General features: G+C 69.8%; 16 protein-coding genes. 13 read left to right on the forward strand and 3 right to left on the reverse strand.

Annotated elements, in window-relative coordinates:
• Positions 1 to 147 precede the first annotated feature (147 nt).
• Entirely contained in the window at positions 148 to 1,386 is a 1,239-nt protein-coding gene (locus ACTMS0_RS18210; RefSeq protein WP_441156400.1) for a PucR family transcriptional regulator, read from the forward strand.
• 4 nt (positions 1,387 to 1,390) lie between these two features.
• Here ACTMS0_RS18210 and ACTMS0_RS18215 read toward each other — a convergent pair whose 3' ends face one another.
• A complete protein-coding gene (locus ACTMS0_RS18215) occupies positions 1,391 to 1,621 on the reverse strand; it encodes a potassium transporter TrkA (protein WP_441156401.1) in 231 nt (76 codons plus the stop codon).
• Positions 1,622 to 1,673: 52 nt separating this feature from the next.
• Positions 1,674 to 1,898 (reverse strand): hypothetical protein, encoded by a 225-nt coding sequence (locus tag ACTMS0_RS18220; protein ID WP_441156402.1) that lies wholly within the window; start codon positions 1,896 to 1,898, stop codon positions 1,674 to 1,676.
• A gap of 509 nt (positions 1,899 to 2,407) precedes the next feature.
• Here ACTMS0_RS18220 and ACTMS0_RS18225 point away from each other — a divergent pair.
• The 6 genes from ACTMS0_RS18225 (at position 2,408) to ACTMS0_RS18250 (ending at position 7,067) form a co-directional block, all read left to right on the forward strand.
• Positions 2,408 to 3,223 (forward strand): cell shape-determining protein MreB, encoded by an 816-nt coding sequence (locus ACTMS0_RS18225; RefSeq protein WP_441156403.1) that lies wholly within the window; start codon positions 2,408 to 2,410, stop codon positions 3,221 to 3,223.
• 35 nt (positions 3,224 to 3,258) lie between these two features.
• On the forward strand, positions 3,259 to 3,573 hold the full coding sequence (locus ACTMS0_RS18230) for a TraR/DksA family transcriptional regulator (RefSeq protein WP_441156404.1): 315 nt from the start codon (positions 3,259 to 3,261) through the stop codon (positions 3,571 to 3,573).
• 255 nt (positions 3,574 to 3,828) lie between these two features.
• Entirely contained in the window at positions 3,829 to 5,091 is a 1,263-nt protein-coding gene (locus ACTMS0_RS18235; RefSeq protein WP_441156466.1) for an NAD(P)/FAD-dependent oxidoreductase, read from the forward strand.
• A 195-nt stretch (positions 5,092 to 5,286) separates the two neighbouring features.
• A complete protein-coding gene (locus ACTMS0_RS18240; protein WP_441156405.1) occupies positions 5,287 to 5,658 on the forward strand; it encodes a TraR/DksA C4-type zinc finger protein in 372 nt (123 codons plus the stop codon).
• Between the two features lie 237 nt (positions 5,659 to 5,895).
• On the forward strand, positions 5,896 to 6,648 hold the full coding sequence (locus ACTMS0_RS18245; protein ID WP_441156406.1) for an FUSC family protein: 753 nt from the start codon (positions 5,896 to 5,898) through the stop codon (positions 6,646 to 6,648).
• Positions 6,591 to 7,067: a hypothetical protein gene (locus ACTMS0_RS18250; protein ID WP_441156407.1), complete on the forward strand. Its 477-nt coding sequence runs from the start codon at positions 6,591 to 6,593 to the stop codon at positions 7,065 to 7,067. Before ACTMS0_RS18245 ends, ACTMS0_RS18250 begins: the two co-directional genes overlap by 58 nt.
• A 166-nt stretch (positions 7,068 to 7,233) precedes the next feature.
• On the opposite strand, the gene ACTMS0_RS18255 is transcribed toward ACTMS0_RS18250, so the two are convergent.
• Positions 7,234 to 9,018 carry a sigma-54-dependent Fis family transcriptional regulator gene (locus ACTMS0_RS18255; RefSeq protein WP_441156408.1) on the reverse strand — a complete coding sequence of 595 codons (1,785 nt, stop codon included), beginning with the start codon at positions 9,016 to 9,018 and terminating at the stop codon, positions 7,234 to 7,236.
• A 192-nt stretch (positions 9,019 to 9,210) separates the two neighbouring features.
• On the opposite strand from ACTMS0_RS18255, the gene ACTMS0_RS18260 reads away from it, so the two are divergent.
• The 6 genes from ACTMS0_RS18260 (at position 9,211) to ACTMS0_RS18285 (ending at position 15,859) form a co-directional block, all read left to right on the forward strand.
• Complete coding sequence (locus ACTMS0_RS18260; RefSeq protein ID WP_441156409.1) at positions 9,211 to 10,236, forward strand: NAD(P)-dependent alcohol dehydrogenase; 1,026 nt, start codon at positions 9,211 to 9,213, stop codon at positions 10,234 to 10,236.
• A gap of 21 nt (positions 10,237 to 10,257) precedes the next feature.
• Positions 10,258 to 11,859 (forward strand): ABC transporter substrate-binding protein, encoded by a 1,602-nt coding sequence (locus ACTMS0_RS18265; RefSeq protein WP_441156410.1) that lies wholly within the window; start codon positions 10,258 to 10,260, stop codon positions 11,857 to 11,859.
• A 77-nt stretch (positions 11,860 to 11,936) separates the two neighbouring features.
• Entirely contained in the window at positions 11,937 to 12,833 is an 897-nt protein-coding gene (locus tag ACTMS0_RS18270) for a carbohydrate ABC transporter permease (RefSeq protein WP_441156411.1), read from the forward strand.
• A 2-nt stretch (positions 12,834 to 12,835) separates the two neighbouring features.
• On the forward strand, positions 12,836 to 13,678 hold the full coding sequence (locus ACTMS0_RS18275; RefSeq protein WP_441156412.1) for a carbohydrate ABC transporter permease: 843 nt from the start codon (positions 12,836 to 12,838) through the stop codon (positions 13,676 to 13,678).
• Positions 13,675 to 14,763: an ABC transporter ATP-binding protein gene (locus tag ACTMS0_RS18280; protein ID WP_441156413.1), complete on the forward strand. Its 1,089-nt coding sequence runs from the start codon at positions 13,675 to 13,677 to the stop codon at positions 14,761 to 14,763. The genes ACTMS0_RS18275 and ACTMS0_RS18280 overlap by 4 nt, the downstream gene beginning before the upstream one ends.
• A 1-nt stretch (position 14,764) precedes the next feature.
• Positions 14,765 to 15,859, forward strand: coding sequence for an ABC transporter ATP-binding protein (locus tag ACTMS0_RS18285; protein ID WP_441156414.1), 1,095 nt, complete (start codon positions 14,765 to 14,767; stop codon positions 15,857 to 15,859).
• The last annotated feature ends 108 nt before the right edge of the window (positions 15,860 to 15,967 follow it).

Below are 15,967 nucleotides of genomic sequence, written 5' to 3' on the forward strand. Positions count from 1 at the left end.
AGCGAAATGATGTTGGGCGGGGAGAACACGGTCACGCGGACGAGTAACAACTGCGCCCCCGGCCGACCGTGACCGTACTTCGCCGCCATACGCTGGCCGGACTGGGTCGGCGGTCGGTGCCGGCCCCCGCGCCGGGAGGTGTCCGCGATGACCGGGAGCGTCCGCCGGTCGGGCCCGGCCGGGGCCCGCTCCGACGACGCGTGGCTGGTCGAGGTCGCCCGCGCGGCCAGCGCCGACGCCGGCGGGGTACCGGTGGAGCTGCTCGGCGACTACCTGCGGCTGCTCGCCGACGCGGCGGCGAGTGGGCGGCGGCCGCGCCGCGGCGAACTCGACGCGGTGGGTGTGCTCGGGCGTCGCGCCGCCGAGCAGGGCGTGTCCGCGGGGCGGGCGGTACGGCTCTACCTGTCCGCGGCCGGGCGGCTCTGGCAGCAGCTGCCGCATCTGGTGCGGTCCACCGACAGCGAGTCGGTCCGGGCGGCGGCGGAGGCGGTGCTGCACGTCGTCGACGCCGCGGTGGCGACGCTCGCCGAGGGGTACGCGGTGGCCCGTCGGGAACTTGTCCGCCGGGAGGAGGGGCTTCGCCGGGAACTCGTCGACGACCTGTTGCGGGGCGACTCAGACCTGGGCGGGCTGGTGGAGCGGGCTGAACCGTTCGGGCTGGACCTGGCGCGGGTGCACCAGGTGGCGCTCGCGTCGCCGAACCGGCGGCTACCGGACACCGATGCGGCGATCAGCGCTCTGGAGCGGGTCATCTTCGACCGGCTGGGCGACCGCGACGTGTTGGTGGCCACGAAGGAGGGGCTGCTCGTCGTGATCGCTCCGGCGGACACGGTGATGCCCGACCGGAGCTCGGGCGAGGGCGCATCCGTGGGGGACCTAGGCCGGCTGATGCACGCCGAGCTGGACCGGCTGGCGCGAGGCCGGCCGTGGCAGGTGGCGGTGGGTCGCCCGCACCCCGGCTTGTACGGCATCGCCCGCTCCTATGAGGAGGCCCGTGAGGCGCTGACCATGGCGCAGCGGCTGCACGCCGACATGGCCGTTGTCGACGCGCATGACCTGCTCATCTACCGGGTCCTGCTGCGGGACCAGCCGGCCATGGTGGACCTCGTGCAGGCGGTGCTGAGCCCGCTGCGCCGGGCCCGTGGCGGGGCCGAGCCGCTGCTGGACACCCTGGAGGCGTACTTCGCGACCGGCGAGGTTGCCACCGAGGCGGCCCGCCGGCTGCACGTGTCGGTCCGGACGGTCACCTACCGGCTGGACCGGATCCGGACGCTGAGCGGCTACGACCCCGCCGATCCGCGCGACCGGTTCACCCTGCACGCCGCCGTGCTCGGCGCGCGGGCTCTGGACTGGCCGCGCCAACGGCTGCCGGGGCCGCCGGCGTAGCGGGTCAGGCCGCGACAGCGATCAGTTCCGGGAAGCCGAGCAGGGTGGCAAGCGCGGTCGCCTCGGTGCGGGTCAGGGTCAGGCTGACCATCCCGTCGGGGTCGTCCGGGTCGTCGTGGACGACGTCCCGGCGGTCACTCCCGTGGTACTCGACGATGCCGATCCGGCGGCCCTGTGCGGTGGTGAAGGTGTGCCGTACCCCAATTCCGGGCAGGGTTGTGCGTTCGATGTCCATCGGGGGCGCTCCAGGCGGGACGGCTGCCGGCGGCCGGCCGGAGCGGTCGGCCTCAGGGCAGCGCGGTGGACGGTCGGGCGGGGAACGGTACGCCCGGCGGGGCCCGGTCGGCGGACCAGGCGGGAACGCAGCCCGGAACGGCACGTGCCAGCCGGAACACGATGCACCTGCCCAGCGCGCGACCGGCACGGACTGCGGCGACGACCACCGCCAGCACGACCAGCATCGACAGCGCGAGCTGCCGCTCGACGCCGGCCGGGTGCTGTCGGTTCCGCATGTGGCCAACCATAGCCGCCCCGCGCGCGCCGGCCCGGGCCCGGCACAGGACAGCTGCGGGTGGGGCCACATCACGGTCCGGACCGTCACCGACGGTCATGGCCAGCCAACGGTGAGCGGTCGTGCTGTCCGGCAGCCGGCAATCAGGCGGACGGTTGTTGGCCGGCGCCGTGCAATGTCAGTCCCTGATTTTCGGCCGACGCTGGAGGTCCGACCCGTACCCGAGCAGCGAGGAGGCGGTGATGACGACCCGCACGCCGGTGGCTTCGCCACCCCTGCCCGCCGGTTGTCCGCCGCTGTCCCGGCCCACGCCGGCTCGGCTTCGCGGTCCGGCGGCGTCGCCCGACCGGCGGCGGGCGTCGGCGTTCCCCGGCCCGGTGATGACGACGCCGCCCGGAGCCGCGACCTGACGGTCCGCCCGCGCCCCGTCCCCGGCGTCACCGCCAACCTCCCGCGCCGTCCCGTCCGACGGCGGCGGGACCGTCGAATCCCACCGTGAAAGAGGTCGGTATGCCTGTCCACGCCACGCCCGTCCACCCCTCGGGGCGCACCGGGCTTCTCGCCGGCCGATCCCACACCAGCCGCCCGGCGGTGACCGTCGACCCCGAGCCGATCGCCGTGGACCTCGGAAGCGCCCAGCTACGGATCTGGGTGAGGCCGGGCGGGGTGCTGAGCGTCCCCATCGGCGAGGGGCTGCGGACGCCGGTGGTGCGGCGCGGCCGGATCGTCGACGGTCCCGCCTGCGTCGCCGAACTGCGGCGGCTGCTACGGGACAACCGCACCCCGGTGCCGGTCGGGGCGGTGGTCGTGGCCTGCCGCCCGGTGCTCTCCAGCCGGGCCGACCAGGAGGCCATGCGGCATGTGCTCGCGGCTGTGCTGGCGCCCTCCCGGCTGCTGTTCGTCGACACCGTACGCGCGGGCGCGATCGGCGCCGGCGCCGCAGCTGGCACATTGCTGCTCGCCGACGTCGGCGCGCAGCTCAGCGAGGTGGCCGTCCTGGAGGACGGCCGCGTCGTCGCCGCCCGGCGCGCCGAGGTCGGCACCCGCGACCTGAACCACGCGGTGACCGCCGCGATGCTCGCCGACACCGTCGCCCGGTTGGTCCGCGAGCTGCGGCGGGATCCGGCGGTGCGGCCTCTGGTCTCCGCGGCCCTGGCCCGCGGGGTGGTAGTCGTCGGGGACGGCGCCACCCGACCCGACCTAACCGCCCGGCTGGTCGCCGCCCTGGGCGCGGCCGTGCACAGCGCCGCGTCGCCCCGGACCGCCGCGCTGACCGGCGCCAGCCTGGCCGCCACGGCGGCGAGCCGGCACCCCGCCGGGAACTGAACCTGGACCTTCTCTCCGGTAAGGAGCCACCGACGATGAACCACACCCTGAACGACCGCACCGAGACCCTGCGCGACCTGCTGGAAAGCCAGTTCCGGGAGCACACCGACCAGCTCACCGAGCTGACGGTGTCCTCCCGGCAGCGCGACCACGGCGGGCACGACCCGGACACCCTGCGGCGGCTGATCGAGATCGCCCGGCAAGGCGTCGCCGACACCGCCCAGGCGCTGCGCCGGATGTCCGAAGGCACCTACGGCGTCTGCGAGGGCTGCGGCAGCGTTATCCCGACGGCCCGCCTGGAGATCCTGCCCTGGGCCCGGTACTGCGTGCCCTGCCAGCAACGCTGCTGACCTCGCGCGGCCCTCCCCGGGCCGGGCCGCCGCAGCCTCCTCACAGCGCTCGATGACAGCGAGTGCGTGGTCCGGCGTGGCGATGCCCGCGCCGACGACGTCCACCACGCCAACCATGGTGATCATGACTCTGTTGTGCGCCGGCCTTGTTCGTTTCGACCAACCGTCGAGGTCAGTCCTGGCCTGACGGAACAATGACGTCCCGGCGCGGTCGGGACAGGATTGCCCGAATCCCAGCTGCTCTGGAGAGAACGTATGCCTGCCATCAAGTCCGTGCCCGCCCCCCAGCACGTCGCGATCGTCGGTGCGGGGATGGTGGGGCTGGCGACCGCCTGGTTCTTGCAGGAGCGGGGGGTGCAGGTCACCGTGCTCGACCGTACGGGTGTGGCCGCGGGCGCGTCGTGGGGAAACGCGGGCTGGCTGACCCCCGGCATCACTACTCCCCTACCGGAGCCGGCGGTACTCCGGTACGGGCTGCGCGCCGTTCTGAGCCCGTCGTCGCCGGTTTACGTACCGCCGCGCGCCGACGCTCGGCTTCTGCGGTTCTTGGCGGGCTTCGCGCGGCACAGCACCGCCTCGAAGTGGCGGACCGCGATGAAGGCCTACATTCAGATGAACCGGCGCGCCTTCGAGGCCTTCGACGCATTGGAGGCCGGCGGGGTCGCGTCGACGACGAACGAGGCGAAGTCGTTCATCGCGGCGTACCGGACCGAGGCCGAACGGTCGGTCCTCTTGGATGAGCTGACGCACATCCGCTCCGCGGGTCAGGAGGTCGAGTTCGACGTCCTGACCGGCGCCGAGGCGCGTGAGGTGGAACCGTCGCTGTCGGACAGCATCGGCGCCGCCATCCGCCTGCACGGTCAGCGGTTCATCAACCCCGGGGATTACGTCCACGCGCTGGCTGCTTCCGTTCGCGCACGCGGAGGAGTACTCCTGACCGGGGCGGAGGTCGTGAACGTCCGCGACGAGGTGGCAGGGGTCCGGCTGGTGACATCCGCCGGCACGGATGAGCGCTACGACGCGGTGGTGCTGGCAACCGGCACGTGGCTAGGTGAGCTGGCCCGACGCTTCGGCGTCCGGACCGTCGTGCAGGCCGGCCGCGGGTACAGCTTCAGCGTCACGATCGAGCACCTCCCGGCCGGTCCGGTGTACTTCCCAGCGCAGCGCATCGCGTGCACGCCGCTAGGCGACCGGCTGCGCGTCGCCGGGATGATGGAGTTCCGCACCGCCGACGCGCCGCTGGACCGCCGCCGTATCTTGGCCATCGCCGAGGCCGCCCGACCGCTGCTGCAGGGCGCCGACCTTGACGCCCGCGCCGACGAGTGGGTCGGCGCGCGACCCTGCACCCCTGACGGGCTGCCGCTGATCGGCCGGACAAGGTCACCTCGTGTCTTCGCTGCCGGCGGTCACGGCATGTGGGGCATCACCCTCGGCCCACTCACCGGCAAACTGCTCGCCGAGCAGATCACCAGCGGCAAACAGCCCGCGGAGATCCAACCCTTCGACCCACTGCGCTGATGCGTCACCTGCTCGTGCCGGCGGTCGCCAGCGTTCGCCGGGGCACCGTCACGCCGATTGCCGTCCCGCCGACCCGGCGGCACCTCGGCCAGCGCCGCCCACCACCACAACGGCCGACATTCACATGACGGCACCAGCGGGCGGAGGCTTCAGCGCTCCGCCCTTCTGTCACCTCTGATCGGAAGGAGATCAACCGTGTACGTCGTCAGCAGGCAGGACGAGCTGGGTGTGCTGCGGATCGTCCTGGAGGAGCAGTACGAGCGGCACAGCACCCAACTGGCGCTGCTAGCCCGGCAGGCACGCCAGATGCCGTGTCACGGGGCGGACGTCGAGGCTGCTTCCGCATTGGTGGCCACCACGCGACGGGCCTTGGGCGACATCGCCCGGGCATTGCATTACCTGGAACAGGGCCGCTACGGGACCTGCGACGGGTGTCACCGCGACATCCCGATCGAACAGCTGGCGCACCGGCCGTCCGCCCAGTTCTGCACCACTTGCCAACCCGAACCTCATTACCACCCCGGCCATATCAACGGCTCCGCACGCACCGACACGCGCACCCCTTGAGAACAAGGTGGGTGCCCGCCCGCGGGTAACCGGCTGATCGGCGGATGGCGGGTTTGAGAAAGCCTGTTGCTCTGTGTGACGGGCAAATTTGGGGAGCGTTGGCGGGTTTCGTCCCGTGCATCCGAGTAGACGATCAGCTATGCAGTCGATTTCAATACCCCGGGACATCGGTCCGAGGTGGTGACAAGGCGCTGGGCCCGCCGAGGTTCGCGAGGAACAAGCGGGGTAACCCCGGTCATGGCCGCTGATCGAGATGGCCGGCCTGGCCCCGACACCGTTACTGAGCAGGCCAAGGGCATCACGGTGCGGGCCCGACGCCGCGGCGGTGAGGCCGGCAGGCTGCGGCTGCGACAGCTCGAGATCGTCCTGGTCGTCGCCGTTCAGTGCGGGCTTGCCGCCGCGCTGTCCTGGGTGATCGCGCACGAGGTGCTGGACAGGCCAGCGCCGGTCTTCGCGCCCAGCGCGGCGGTCGGCACGATCGTCGCCGCCCTCGGGCAGCGCGCCAAACGTACGTTCGAACTGATGCTCGGCGTCGGGTTGGGTCTGTTGACCAGCGATCTTCTGGTGCTCGTCATCGGGTTCGGGCCCTGGCAGATCGGCTTGGTGGTGACGCTCGCCATCGCCGTCGCACTGTTGCTGACCGGACGAAGCGGCGCGCTGGTCGCCCAGGCCGGCAGTACCGCGGTGCTGATCGCCACGCTGTCACCGACCACACGAGAGCTCGAGTTGCCCCGGATCCTCGACGCCGTGGTGGGCGGCATCGTGGGATTGGTGGTGAGCGTGGTGCTGCTGCCGATCAACCCAATGCACGTACTCGATCGCGCCGGCGCGCCGATAGTCGAGACCCTCTACGCGCAGCTTCGGGAGGTCGCACACGCACTCAGACAACGTGACCGGACCGCGCGACGCGGGCACTCGACCAACTCCGCGGCATGGAACCCGACCTCGCCCGGATGCACGAGGCCCTGGCTGGCGCCGAGGAGGTGGTGACCATCGCGCCGGCTCGCTGGCGTCGCCGACACGATGTCAAACGTTACGAGCGGGGCAGCCAGCACTTCGACCGGGTGGCGCTCGAGTCCCGGGAGCTGGCCCGCTGGGCCACCACCAGCCTCCAGCACGACGAGCCGGTGCCAGAGGAACTCATTGCCGCCGTGGAGCGGCTCGCCGACGCGCTCCGGCTACTGCGCCAGGAGACCCGGAAGGGCCAGCCACCGGAGCAGACACGCCAGGTGGTTCTGGACGTCGCACGCCTGGCCGGCCAGGCCCGCGTAAGTGGCCTGCAGTCGTACGCCGACGCGATGGTGACCCAGCTCCGCACGGCGGCGAGTGACCTGCTCCGAGCGACCGGGCACGAGCCGGACACGGCCAACCGGATGGTGCGCGAGGCGGCGCAGGAGGGCTCCACGTAGAAGTCGTTTCACCATGAGGGTGTCACGGTCGACGTGCTGGAGACGGCCGGCCCGCTGGCAGGAGCACGGCGTGGTAGAACCCGGCCCTCACAAATCAGCCGGGAGCAGATCACCTCGGCGGGGACCACACGGGCTACCAGCCTCCCCGAACAGGTTAAAGACCACGTTAGCTGAGACTCGACGGGACGATTCCGTAGTAGCGCAGCTTGCGGTACATGGTGGCGCGGGAGATCCCGAGATCCCGGGCGGTGCGTTGGACGTTGGCGTTGCGATGCATCAGCCCGCGTAGGATGGCGTCGCGCTCCAGCAACTCGATCGCGGTCAGGACGTTGCGGGATGACACCCGGCACTCCGGCGGAAGATCCTCCACGCCGATCACTCGTCCGGCATGTCGCCGCACGAGGCCACGGATCACCGACTCCATCTGCCGGATGTTCTCCGGCCACGGGCACCGCTGAAGGATCGCGAGCGCCTCGGGGGAGCATGTTCTGTCCCCGTTCGGCTGGTACCGACGCAGGAAGAACCGCACCAGCTGCTCGACGTCCTCGTAGCGGTGACGGATGGGCGGCAGCTCCACGCAGGTGTCGAGCAGGTCGCCGAGGTGGTCGTCGGCGCCCACCGTGGCCGGTTGGCTCGTCATGATCAGCTGCCCCGTGGCGGCTCGGTCGAGGTCCGCCAGGAGACCTCGCAGACCCCGGCGCAGGCCGTTGCCCAGGAGCTGCACATCACGCAGGACGACCACGTTCGACGACTCGGCCAGTCGATCGCGGACCTCGTGCAGCCACTGCTCGCTTGCGTGCGGCGACTCCGACGACGGCGGCTCGGCCACCACCAGCCGGCGCCCCGCGCCGTACGCGCGGTGCACGGCCTCGACCAGCGTGGTCTTGCCGACACCCGCCTCACCGACGACGAGGAACCATGAGCCGGAGGTGAACGCCGCTTCACACTCCGTCACCGCGCGGAGCCACTGGGGGGAGGAGCCCACCAGTCCCAGGTCTGCTCGTCTGCCCCCCGGTGTGGCCGGTCGGAGCTGGGGACGTCCGATGAGCCGGATCCGGAAGATGGCACCGGCGTCGCTGTCCTCCCGGCGGCAACGGCTGACCCGCAGCTCGGCGACTCGACCGGAGGGAAGGGCGATGCTGCGCCTGCCCTCGAACCGGGAGTCGTCGGCAATCTCCCGCGCGTGGTCGAGCAGGGCATGCTGATCCGGGCCGATGACGGCCGCGCTGAGCTGCTCGTTCATCATCAGGACCTCCCGGCTGACGGCCAGCACGGGCCCCGGGCGCACCGAGGAGCACGCGGCCAGGTAGTCCTGGAACAGCGCCCGCTCCCGTCGTGAGCTGATCGCGGCGATCTCGCTCTCGATCTGCCTCACGGTGGAGGAGGCCAGCGCCATGAGCATCCCAGCGGAGCCGTGGCGGGTCGCGGTCAGGTTGAACGCCCCGAGCAGCGTGCGCCGCGTCGGGTGCACGATCGGCACGGCCGCGCACTGGAAGTACCGGAGCGCCTCGACGTAGTGCTCGTTCCCGGCGATCACGGCCGGGCGACCGCTGGCCAGCGCGGTTCCGATGCCATTGGTGCCCACGTAGCGCTCGGAGTACACGTGGCCGGGCACCAGCTGCACGCGGCCCAGGCGCGTGGTCAGCCCCTCATCGGAGACCATCCGGGAGAGCACCACGCCCTGATGATCCGTGATCATCAGGGCCACCACATCTCCGGCGAGCTGCTCGAACAGCCGGTCCAGGATCGGTAGCGCCGCCTTGGTCAGCGGCACGTCCAGGTTGGGGTTCTCGATGTACGGGGGCGAGATCTCCCCCGTCTTCACCCCGTACTCCATCGACCGCTGCCACGAGGCCACGACGAGCGGCCGGACGCGGCCGGGATCCTCGGCCACCTCCAGGTAGCGCTCCCGGGCCTCGGCCAACGAATTTCCAGGCTGAGGTTGCGGCATCTCAGGCACCTACTCCCGCGCTGTGAGCATCGCCTCCCGCGATCGGGTCCCATTGGAGCAGACCGACGGGTGCAGCGGCGATGGCCTGTTTCAGATTGAGACATCCCCGGACTCGTTCTGAGACATCGAGGAAACCGCCGACCTCCCTGTAATGGCAGGACCAGTCTGCCCCTCGTTCTCAGGAGCGTCGCGATGAAAGCCGTGCAGGTCACCGGGTACGACGAGCCGCCAGCCCTGGTGGATGTGCCCGATCCGGAAATCACCGGTCCGCTGGATGTGATCGTCAAGATCGGCGGCGCCGGCGTGTGCCGCACCGACCTGCACATCCTGGAAGGGCAGTGGAGGGAAAAGAGCGGCGTTGTCCTGCCGTACACCATCGGTCACGAGAACGCCGGTTGGGTGGAGGCGGTGGGTCAGGCCGTCACCAACGTCCGGGTGGGCGACCCGGTGATTCTGCACCCGCTCGTCACGTGCGGTCTGTGCCGGGCGTGCCGTGCCGGGGACGACGTGCACTGCACCAATTCGGCCTTTCCGGGCATCGATACCGACGGCGGCTACGCGACCTACCTGCGCACCACGGCCCGCTCGGTCGTGAAGCTGGACCCGTCCCTGGAGCCGGCGGCGGTGGCGGCCCTGGCCGATGCCGGGCTCACGGCGTACCACGCCGTGGCCAAGGCTGCCCGGCTGCTGCGACCCGGCGATCGGGCGGTCGTCATCGGCGCCGGCGGACTCGGACACATCGGCATCCAGGTGCTCCGAGCGCTGTCACCGGTCGAAATGATCGTGATCGACCGTCGCCCGGAGGCGCTCGTCCTGGCCGAGGAGCTGGGAGCCGACCACACGCTGCTCGCCGACTCCGATACGGCGGACCGGGTCCGGGAGCTCACCGGCGGCCACGGGGCCGAGGCGGTGCTCGACTTCGTGGGCGAAGGGGGCGCCGTCGAGCTCGGCGTGGCGTGCCTGCGCCGCAACGGCAGCTACTACGTCATCGGCTACGGCGGCGACCTCGTCGTCCCGACGATCGACATCATCTCCACCGAGATCAACTTCATCGGCAACCTCGTGGGGTCCTACAACGACCTCGCCGAGCTGATGGTGCTGGCAGCTCAGGGCAAGGTCAGCCTGCACACCCAGCGGTACCCCCTGGCGTCCTTCCAGGACGCGCTCGACGACCTGGCCGCCGGTGCCGTCCGCGGCCGCGCCATCTTGATTCCCTGACCTCGTAGAGGAGCAGCAGCCGTGAACCGCAAGCAGCTAACCCAGAGTCTGGCCGTCCCGGTCGCCGTCCTGGCCATCACCGTGGCGGGATGTAGCGGTAGCAGTGGGCCGGAGCAGAAGCCCGACAAGCCCCCGCTGTTCAAGCCCGGCTCCGAGATCAGCTACGCCAAGTACGGCAAGGACTACCCGACCACGAAGGTCAAGGACGTCCCCGGTCCCTGCAGCTACGAGTCGATCAGCCGCAAGGACTACTCCGGCCAGACACTGAAGATCATCTCGCACGCCGTCCCCGTCATCGGCGAGCCGACCCAACTGCACGCCAGGCAGTTCGAGGAGATCACCGGGGCCAAGGTCGAGGTGGTCAACGTCCCGTTCGGCGAACTGCACCAGAAGATCCTCACCCCGCTGCAGGCGAACCAGCCGGCGTACGACGTCATGTTCTACCCCTCGCTGTGGATCGGCGACATGGCCCGCTACCTGGCGCCGGTGCCCCAGGAGTACCTGGACACGCCCGGAATGAAGGACGTCACGAAGGCCTATCTGGGCGTCGCGACCTGGAACGGGAAGGTGGTGCAGTACCCGGTGGACGGCGACCGGCACTACCTCAAGATCCGCACGGACGTCCTGGCGGACCGGAAGCACCAATCGGCCTACCTGGCGGCCACCGGCAAGCAGCTGCGCGCTCCGCAGACCTGGGCCGAGTACCAGGAGATCGCCTCGTTCTTCGGCGGCAAGGATGTCGACGGCGACGGAAAGCCCAACTTCGGCAGCGCCGAGGTGACCAAGCGCGATGACCTGGTGTTCTCCGCGTTCATCAGCCGCGCCGCACCCTACGTGAAGCACCCCGACGTCACCGGCGGGGTCTTCTTCGACGTGACGACGATGCAGCCGTTGATCAATACGCCGGGCTTCGTCCGCGCCCTCGAGGACATGGTCAAGGCCAAGTCGACCTGGCCCGCCGGGGGCGCCAACTTCGGCCTGGGTGACGAGATCTTCTCCTTCGGCGGCGGGCAGGCGCTGATGTCCTACAGCTGGGACGACGCGTTCATCCAGGCCCAGCAGACGGACAGCAGGATCCGCAACAGGGTCGCCGCCGCGCCGCTGCCGGGCTCCGCGGAGGTCTACAACCGCAACACCAGGACCTGGGACAGGATCCAGAACCAGGCACCCTACTTCACCTGGGGATGGACCTCGGCCGTCGCCAAGACCGCCCGCAACCAGAAGATGGCCTTCGACTACCTGTGCTTCTTCAGCAACGAAGCGAACACCGCCCTCGACCTGACCATCGGCCGGTTCGGGGTCAACCCCTACCGCAACGCCCACTTCGACCCGGCGTTCTGGCAGGCGCAGGGGTGGAGCAAGGACGTCGCGACGGCGTACGTCAACACCCTGTCCGGAATGGAGAAGAGCACCAACCGCGTATTCGACCTACGGGTGCCCGGCGTCAACGAGTACATGTCCTCGTTGGCCAACGGCGTGGCCGCGGCTCTGGCCGGCCAGCAGACGCCGCAGCAGGCGCTGGACGCGGTGGCCAAGGAATGGACCGAGATCACCGACCGGGTCGGCAAGGACACGGTCCAGGAGGCGTACCGGAACGTGGTCGCGCTGGAAGACAACTCCTGACCCACCCCACGGCGGCCGGGCCGGCCCTGCCACGCCAGCCCGGCCGCCGTGGCCCAACCCCTCGCGCAAGGAGAACCATGGACGGCCTGCGCCGGCACAAGAGCATGTTCCTGCTCCCGGGTCTGCTCACGCTGCTGCTGATCATTGTCTTCCCGCTTCTGTTCACGATTCGCGTCAGCTTCTCCGGGTGGAACGTCAGCAACCCCGAGATGGACTTCGTGGGCGGAGCGAACTACGTCAAGGTGCTGCACGACAGCCGCTTCTGGGCCGCGAACCTGCGCCTGGTCCTGCTGGCCGGCGGCACCGTTCTGATCCAGTACCTCATCGGCTTCGGCCTGGCCCTGCTGGTCTGGCGCAACGTGCGCGGCCGGCGGTTGTGGCGGGTGCTGTTCCTCGTCCCGATGATGACGACCCCCGTCGTGATGGCCGCCGTCTGGCAGATGATCTTCCACGAGTCTCTCGGCCCGGTGAACGACCTGCTCGCCAAGCTCGGCATCGCGCCGGTCCACTGGCTCACCGAAGCCGGTCCGGCGCTGGCCGCGCTCATGACCGTCGAGATCTGGCAGTGGACCCCGTTCATGTTCCTGCTGATGCTCGCCGGCCTGTTGAGCCTTCCCAAGGAGCCGTTCCTGGCGGCCGCGATCGACGGCGCCGGCGCCTGGCGCACCTTCTGGAAGGTCACGTTCCCGCTCATGGCGCCGGTGTCGGTCTCGGCGATCATCATCCGGCTGATCGAGGCGTCGAAGCTCTCCGACACCGTCTACGTGCTGACCTCCGGAGGTCCCGGCTCGGCCACCGAGAGCCCCGGCTACTACCTCTACCTGCGGGGGCTCAAGGAGCAGCAGACCGGCTACGCCGGGAGCCTGTCGCTCACCTACCTGGTCCTGATGGTCGTCACGCTCACGATCGTCGCCGCCCTGCTCGCCAGGGCGTTCAAGGTGCCCAAGCAGTCGTCCAAGGCAAAGGAACAGTAGCGATGTCTCGGCTCTACGCCACCTTCAAATACACCCTGATCTCGGTCTGGGCCGGTTTCGTCGTCGGACCGTTCATGTGGGCCGTGCTGACCAGCTTCAAGGACGCCAACGGGGTTCAGGGCGGTGCCACCTACCTGCCGTGGGTGCAGTACGAACCCACCCTCACCGGCTGGCAGAACATCTTCGGGGGTGCCGGCGGCGTCGACGTCGTCCGTCCCTTCCTGAACAGCGCCGTCATCACGCTCGCCGCCTCGATCATCAGCCTGGTCCTGGGCGCCCTGGCGGCATACGGACTGTCGCGCTACCGCTTCAAGATCGGCTTCATCGCCAACAGCGACATCGTCTTCTTCTTCGTGTCGCAGCGGATCATGCCCCCGGTAGTCCTGGTGGTGCCCTTCTTCTTCCTGCTGCAATGGGCCAACCTGCTGGACACCATCCCCGGCCTGGTCATCGTCACGGTCGCCCTGCTGCTGCCGATCGCGGTGTGGGTGATGGTCGACTTCTTCAACGGGATCCCCCGCCAGATCGACGAGATGGCGATGCTCGACGGTTGCGGCCCGTTCGGGGCCTTCGTACGGGCAATCCTGCCGAACTCGGTGCCTGGGCTGACCGTGGCCGCGATGTTCTGCGCGGTGTTCGGGTGGAACGACTTCTTCTTCGCCTTCCGGCTGACCTTCACCGAGATCCAGACGTTGCCCCAGGCGGTCGTCGCGCTCAACTCGTCGATCCCACCGTGGTGGACCCTGTCGGCCGCGGCGCTGTTCGGGATGTCGCCGCTGATCCTGCTCGCCGTCTGGGTGGAGCGCTACCTGTCGAAGGGCAGCCTGCCGGGGGTGATCCGGTGACTCTCGACGCTACCGACCTGTCGCTGACCGTCGACGGTGTCGACCACCTCAAGGACGTCACCGCCAGCTTCCAGCCCGGCCGGCTGCACACCGTCATCGGCCGGACGCTGGCCGGCAAGACCACCCTGCTCCGGGTGCTGGCCGGCCTGCAGCAGGTCGACTCCGGGTCGTTGACCCGCCACGGCGCGGACTTCCTCACCACTCCGGTCTGGCGCCGCGACACCGCCATGGTCTACCAGCAGTTCATCAACTACCCGCACCTCAACGTGTTCGACAACGTGGCCTTCCCGCTCAAGCGGGCCGGCGTGGCGCGCGACGAGATCCGCCGACGGGTCCAGGAGAGCCTGGCGCGTGTCGGTCTGACCGAGTTCCAGCGACGCAGACCGTCACAGCTGTCCGGCGGCCAGCAGCAGCGGGTCGCGCTGGCGCGCGCCCTGGTCCGTGGCGCCGGCATCCTCCTGCTGGACGAACCGTTCGCCAACCTGGACTACAAGCTGCGCGAGCAGTTGCGCGAAGAATTCAAGACCCTCTTCTCCGACCAGGGTGACGCGGTGGTGATCTACACGACCACCGAACCCACCGAGGCGATGATGCTCGGTGACGTAGTGCTGGTCATGCACGAGGGACGCATCATCCAGACCGGCCCTCCCGGCGAGGTGTACGACCGACCGGCGACGACCACGGTGGCGCGGATCATCAACGACCCGCCGATGAACATCTTCACGGGCCGGATCGCCGACGGCCGGATCACCGTGGACGACCTCCCGGTCACGCACGTCCCGGCCCACCTCGCCGACCTGCCCGCCGGCGCCTACCAGTTCGGACTGCGCGCGCCGGACATCGCGCTCGCCTCCGCGGGGCTCCCGGCAGAGGTCACCTTCGTGGAGATCTCCGGGTCGGAGACCTTCGTCCACCTGATCCTCAGCGGGACCGGATTTGTCGTACAGATCGACGGCGTCCACAACCTCGCGCTCGGCGACCGGGTGGCGATGCGGCTCCGTCCCGAGAATCTGTTCGCCTTCGACCACTCCGGGACGCTCGTGCGGTCACCGTCGAGCGGTCCCGTCTCACCGAAAGGGCACTGACATGGCGCAACTCGACATCGTCGACGTCGGGCACACCTACACCGCCGAAGCCGAGCAGGAGCAGTGGGCGCTCAAGCCGATGCGGCTGACCCTCGAAGCCGCCAAGACCTACGCGCTGGTCGGACCCTCGGGCTGCGGCAAGACCACCCTGCTGAACATCCTGTCCGGGCTGGTCAAACCAGCACAGGGCCGACTGCTGTTCGACGGCGCCGACGTCACGGCGCTGCCCACGAAGGTTCGCAACATCGCCCAGGTGTTCCAGTTTCCCGTCATCTACAACTCGATGACGGTCTACGAGAACCTGGCCTTTCCACTGCGCTGCAGGCGGTGGGACAGGGCCAGGATCGAGGCGAGAGTCCACCAGGTCGCCGAGGCCCTCGGACTGGACCATCGGCTCAGGCAGCCCGCCCGGCGGCTCACCGCCGACGACAAGCAGCTGATCTCGCTCGGCCGCGGTCTCGTCCGTGACGATGTCGCGGCGGTGCTGATGGACGAGCCGCTGACCGTCATCGACCCCCAGCTGAAGCTCTCGTTGCGGCGCCGGATTCGTGAGATCACCGAGCAGTTCCGACCCACCGTGGTCTACGTGACCCACGACCAGTACGAAGCGATGAGCTTCGCGCAGGAAGTGCTCGTCATGAAGGATGGCCGGGTGATCCAGCAGGGCACTCCCGAGCAACTCTTCGAGGCGCCCGCCTCGACGTACGTGGGCTACTTCATCGGGTCACCGGCGATGAACTTCCTGACCGTCGAACGGGTCGGCGGCCAGGTCACGTTGGCTGGCCGGCCCCTGGCCATGGCGTGGGACGTCCCCGACGCCCCGCAGATCCAGGTAGGCGTTCGGCCCGAGTACGTCGCGATCGTCGACGCGCCCGCGGCCAACGTCTTTCCGGCCCGGGTGCGTGGCGTCCGGGACCACGGACCGCAGCGGGTGCTCGAGGTCGAGCTTGCCGGTCAGCTCATCAAGCTGAAGACGCCGCGCGAGGACGGCGTCCCGGCGGCGGAGCAGATCCTGGTGGAGCTACCGCGCGCCAAGGTTCTCCCATACGTGGACGGTCATCTGGCGACCATGCCCCGGGCCGCGGACCCCGAGTAATGGCCCACCCGCTGTCCCGGTGCTCGGTATCCGGGGCAGGTCGCGATGTTCACCCTGCGGCGAACGGTTGTCGCGCCAACGGTGCCGTCGACCCGTTCGCCGTACTCC

Origin of the sequence: Micromonospora sp. H33 (assembly GCF_052068455.1) — a bacterium.
In the GTDB taxonomy this organism is placed as follows: domain Bacteria; phylum Actinomycetota; class Actinomycetes; order Mycobacteriales; family Micromonosporaceae; genus Micromonospora.

What these genes read in the sequence shown, in the direction of transcription:
- ACTMS0_RS18230 (WP_441156404.1), top strand. Translation starts at nt 3,259, where the DNA reads ATGAACCACACCCTGAACGACCGCACCGAGACCCTGCGCGACCTGCTG.
- ACTMS0_RS18245 (WP_441156406.1), top strand. Translation starts at nt 5,896, where the DNA reads ATGGCCGCTGATCGAGATGGCCGGCCTGGCCCCGACACCGTTACTGAG.
- ACTMS0_RS18275 (WP_441156412.1), top strand. Translation starts at nt 12,836, where the DNA reads ATGTCTCGGCTCTACGCCACCTTCAAATACACCCTGATCTCGGTCTGG.
- ACTMS0_RS18270 (WP_441156411.1), top strand. Translation starts at nt 11,937, where the DNA reads ATGGACGGCCTGCGCCGGCACAAGAGCATGTTCCTGCTCCCGGGTCTG.
- ACTMS0_RS18250 (WP_441156407.1), top strand. Translation starts at nt 6,591, where the DNA reads ATGGAACCCGACCTCGCCCGGATGCACGAGGCCCTGGCTGGCGCCGAG.
- ACTMS0_RS18220 (WP_441156402.1), bottom strand. Translation starts at nt 1,898, where the DNA reads ATGCGGAACCGACAGCACCCGGCCGGCGTCGAGCGGCAGCTCGCGCTG.
- ACTMS0_RS18225 (WP_441156403.1), top strand. Translation starts at nt 2,408, where the DNA reads ATGCCTGTCCACGCCACGCCCGTCCACCCCTCGGGGCGCACCGGGCTT.
- ACTMS0_RS18235 (WP_441156466.1), top strand. Translation starts at nt 3,829, where the DNA reads ATGCCTGCCATCAAGTCCGTGCCCGCCCCCCAGCACGTCGCGATCGTC.
- ACTMS0_RS18255 (WP_441156408.1), bottom strand. Translation starts at nt 9,018, where the DNA reads ATGCCGCAACCTCAGCCTGGAAATTCGTTGGCCGAGGCCCGGGAGCGC.
- ACTMS0_RS18260 (WP_441156409.1), top strand. Translation starts at nt 9,211, where the DNA reads ATGAAAGCCGTGCAGGTCACCGGGTACGACGAGCCGCCAGCCCTGGTG.
- ACTMS0_RS18210 (WP_441156400.1), top strand. Translation starts at nt 148, where the DNA reads ATGACCGGGAGCGTCCGCCGGTCGGGCCCGGCCGGGGCCCGCTCCGAC.
- ACTMS0_RS18215 (WP_441156401.1), bottom strand. Translation starts at nt 1,621, where the DNA reads ATGGACATCGAACGCACAACCCTGCCCGGAATTGGGGTACGGCACACC.
- ACTMS0_RS18285 (WP_441156414.1), top strand. Translation starts at nt 14,765, where the DNA reads ATGGCGCAACTCGACATCGTCGACGTCGGGCACACCTACACCGCCGAA.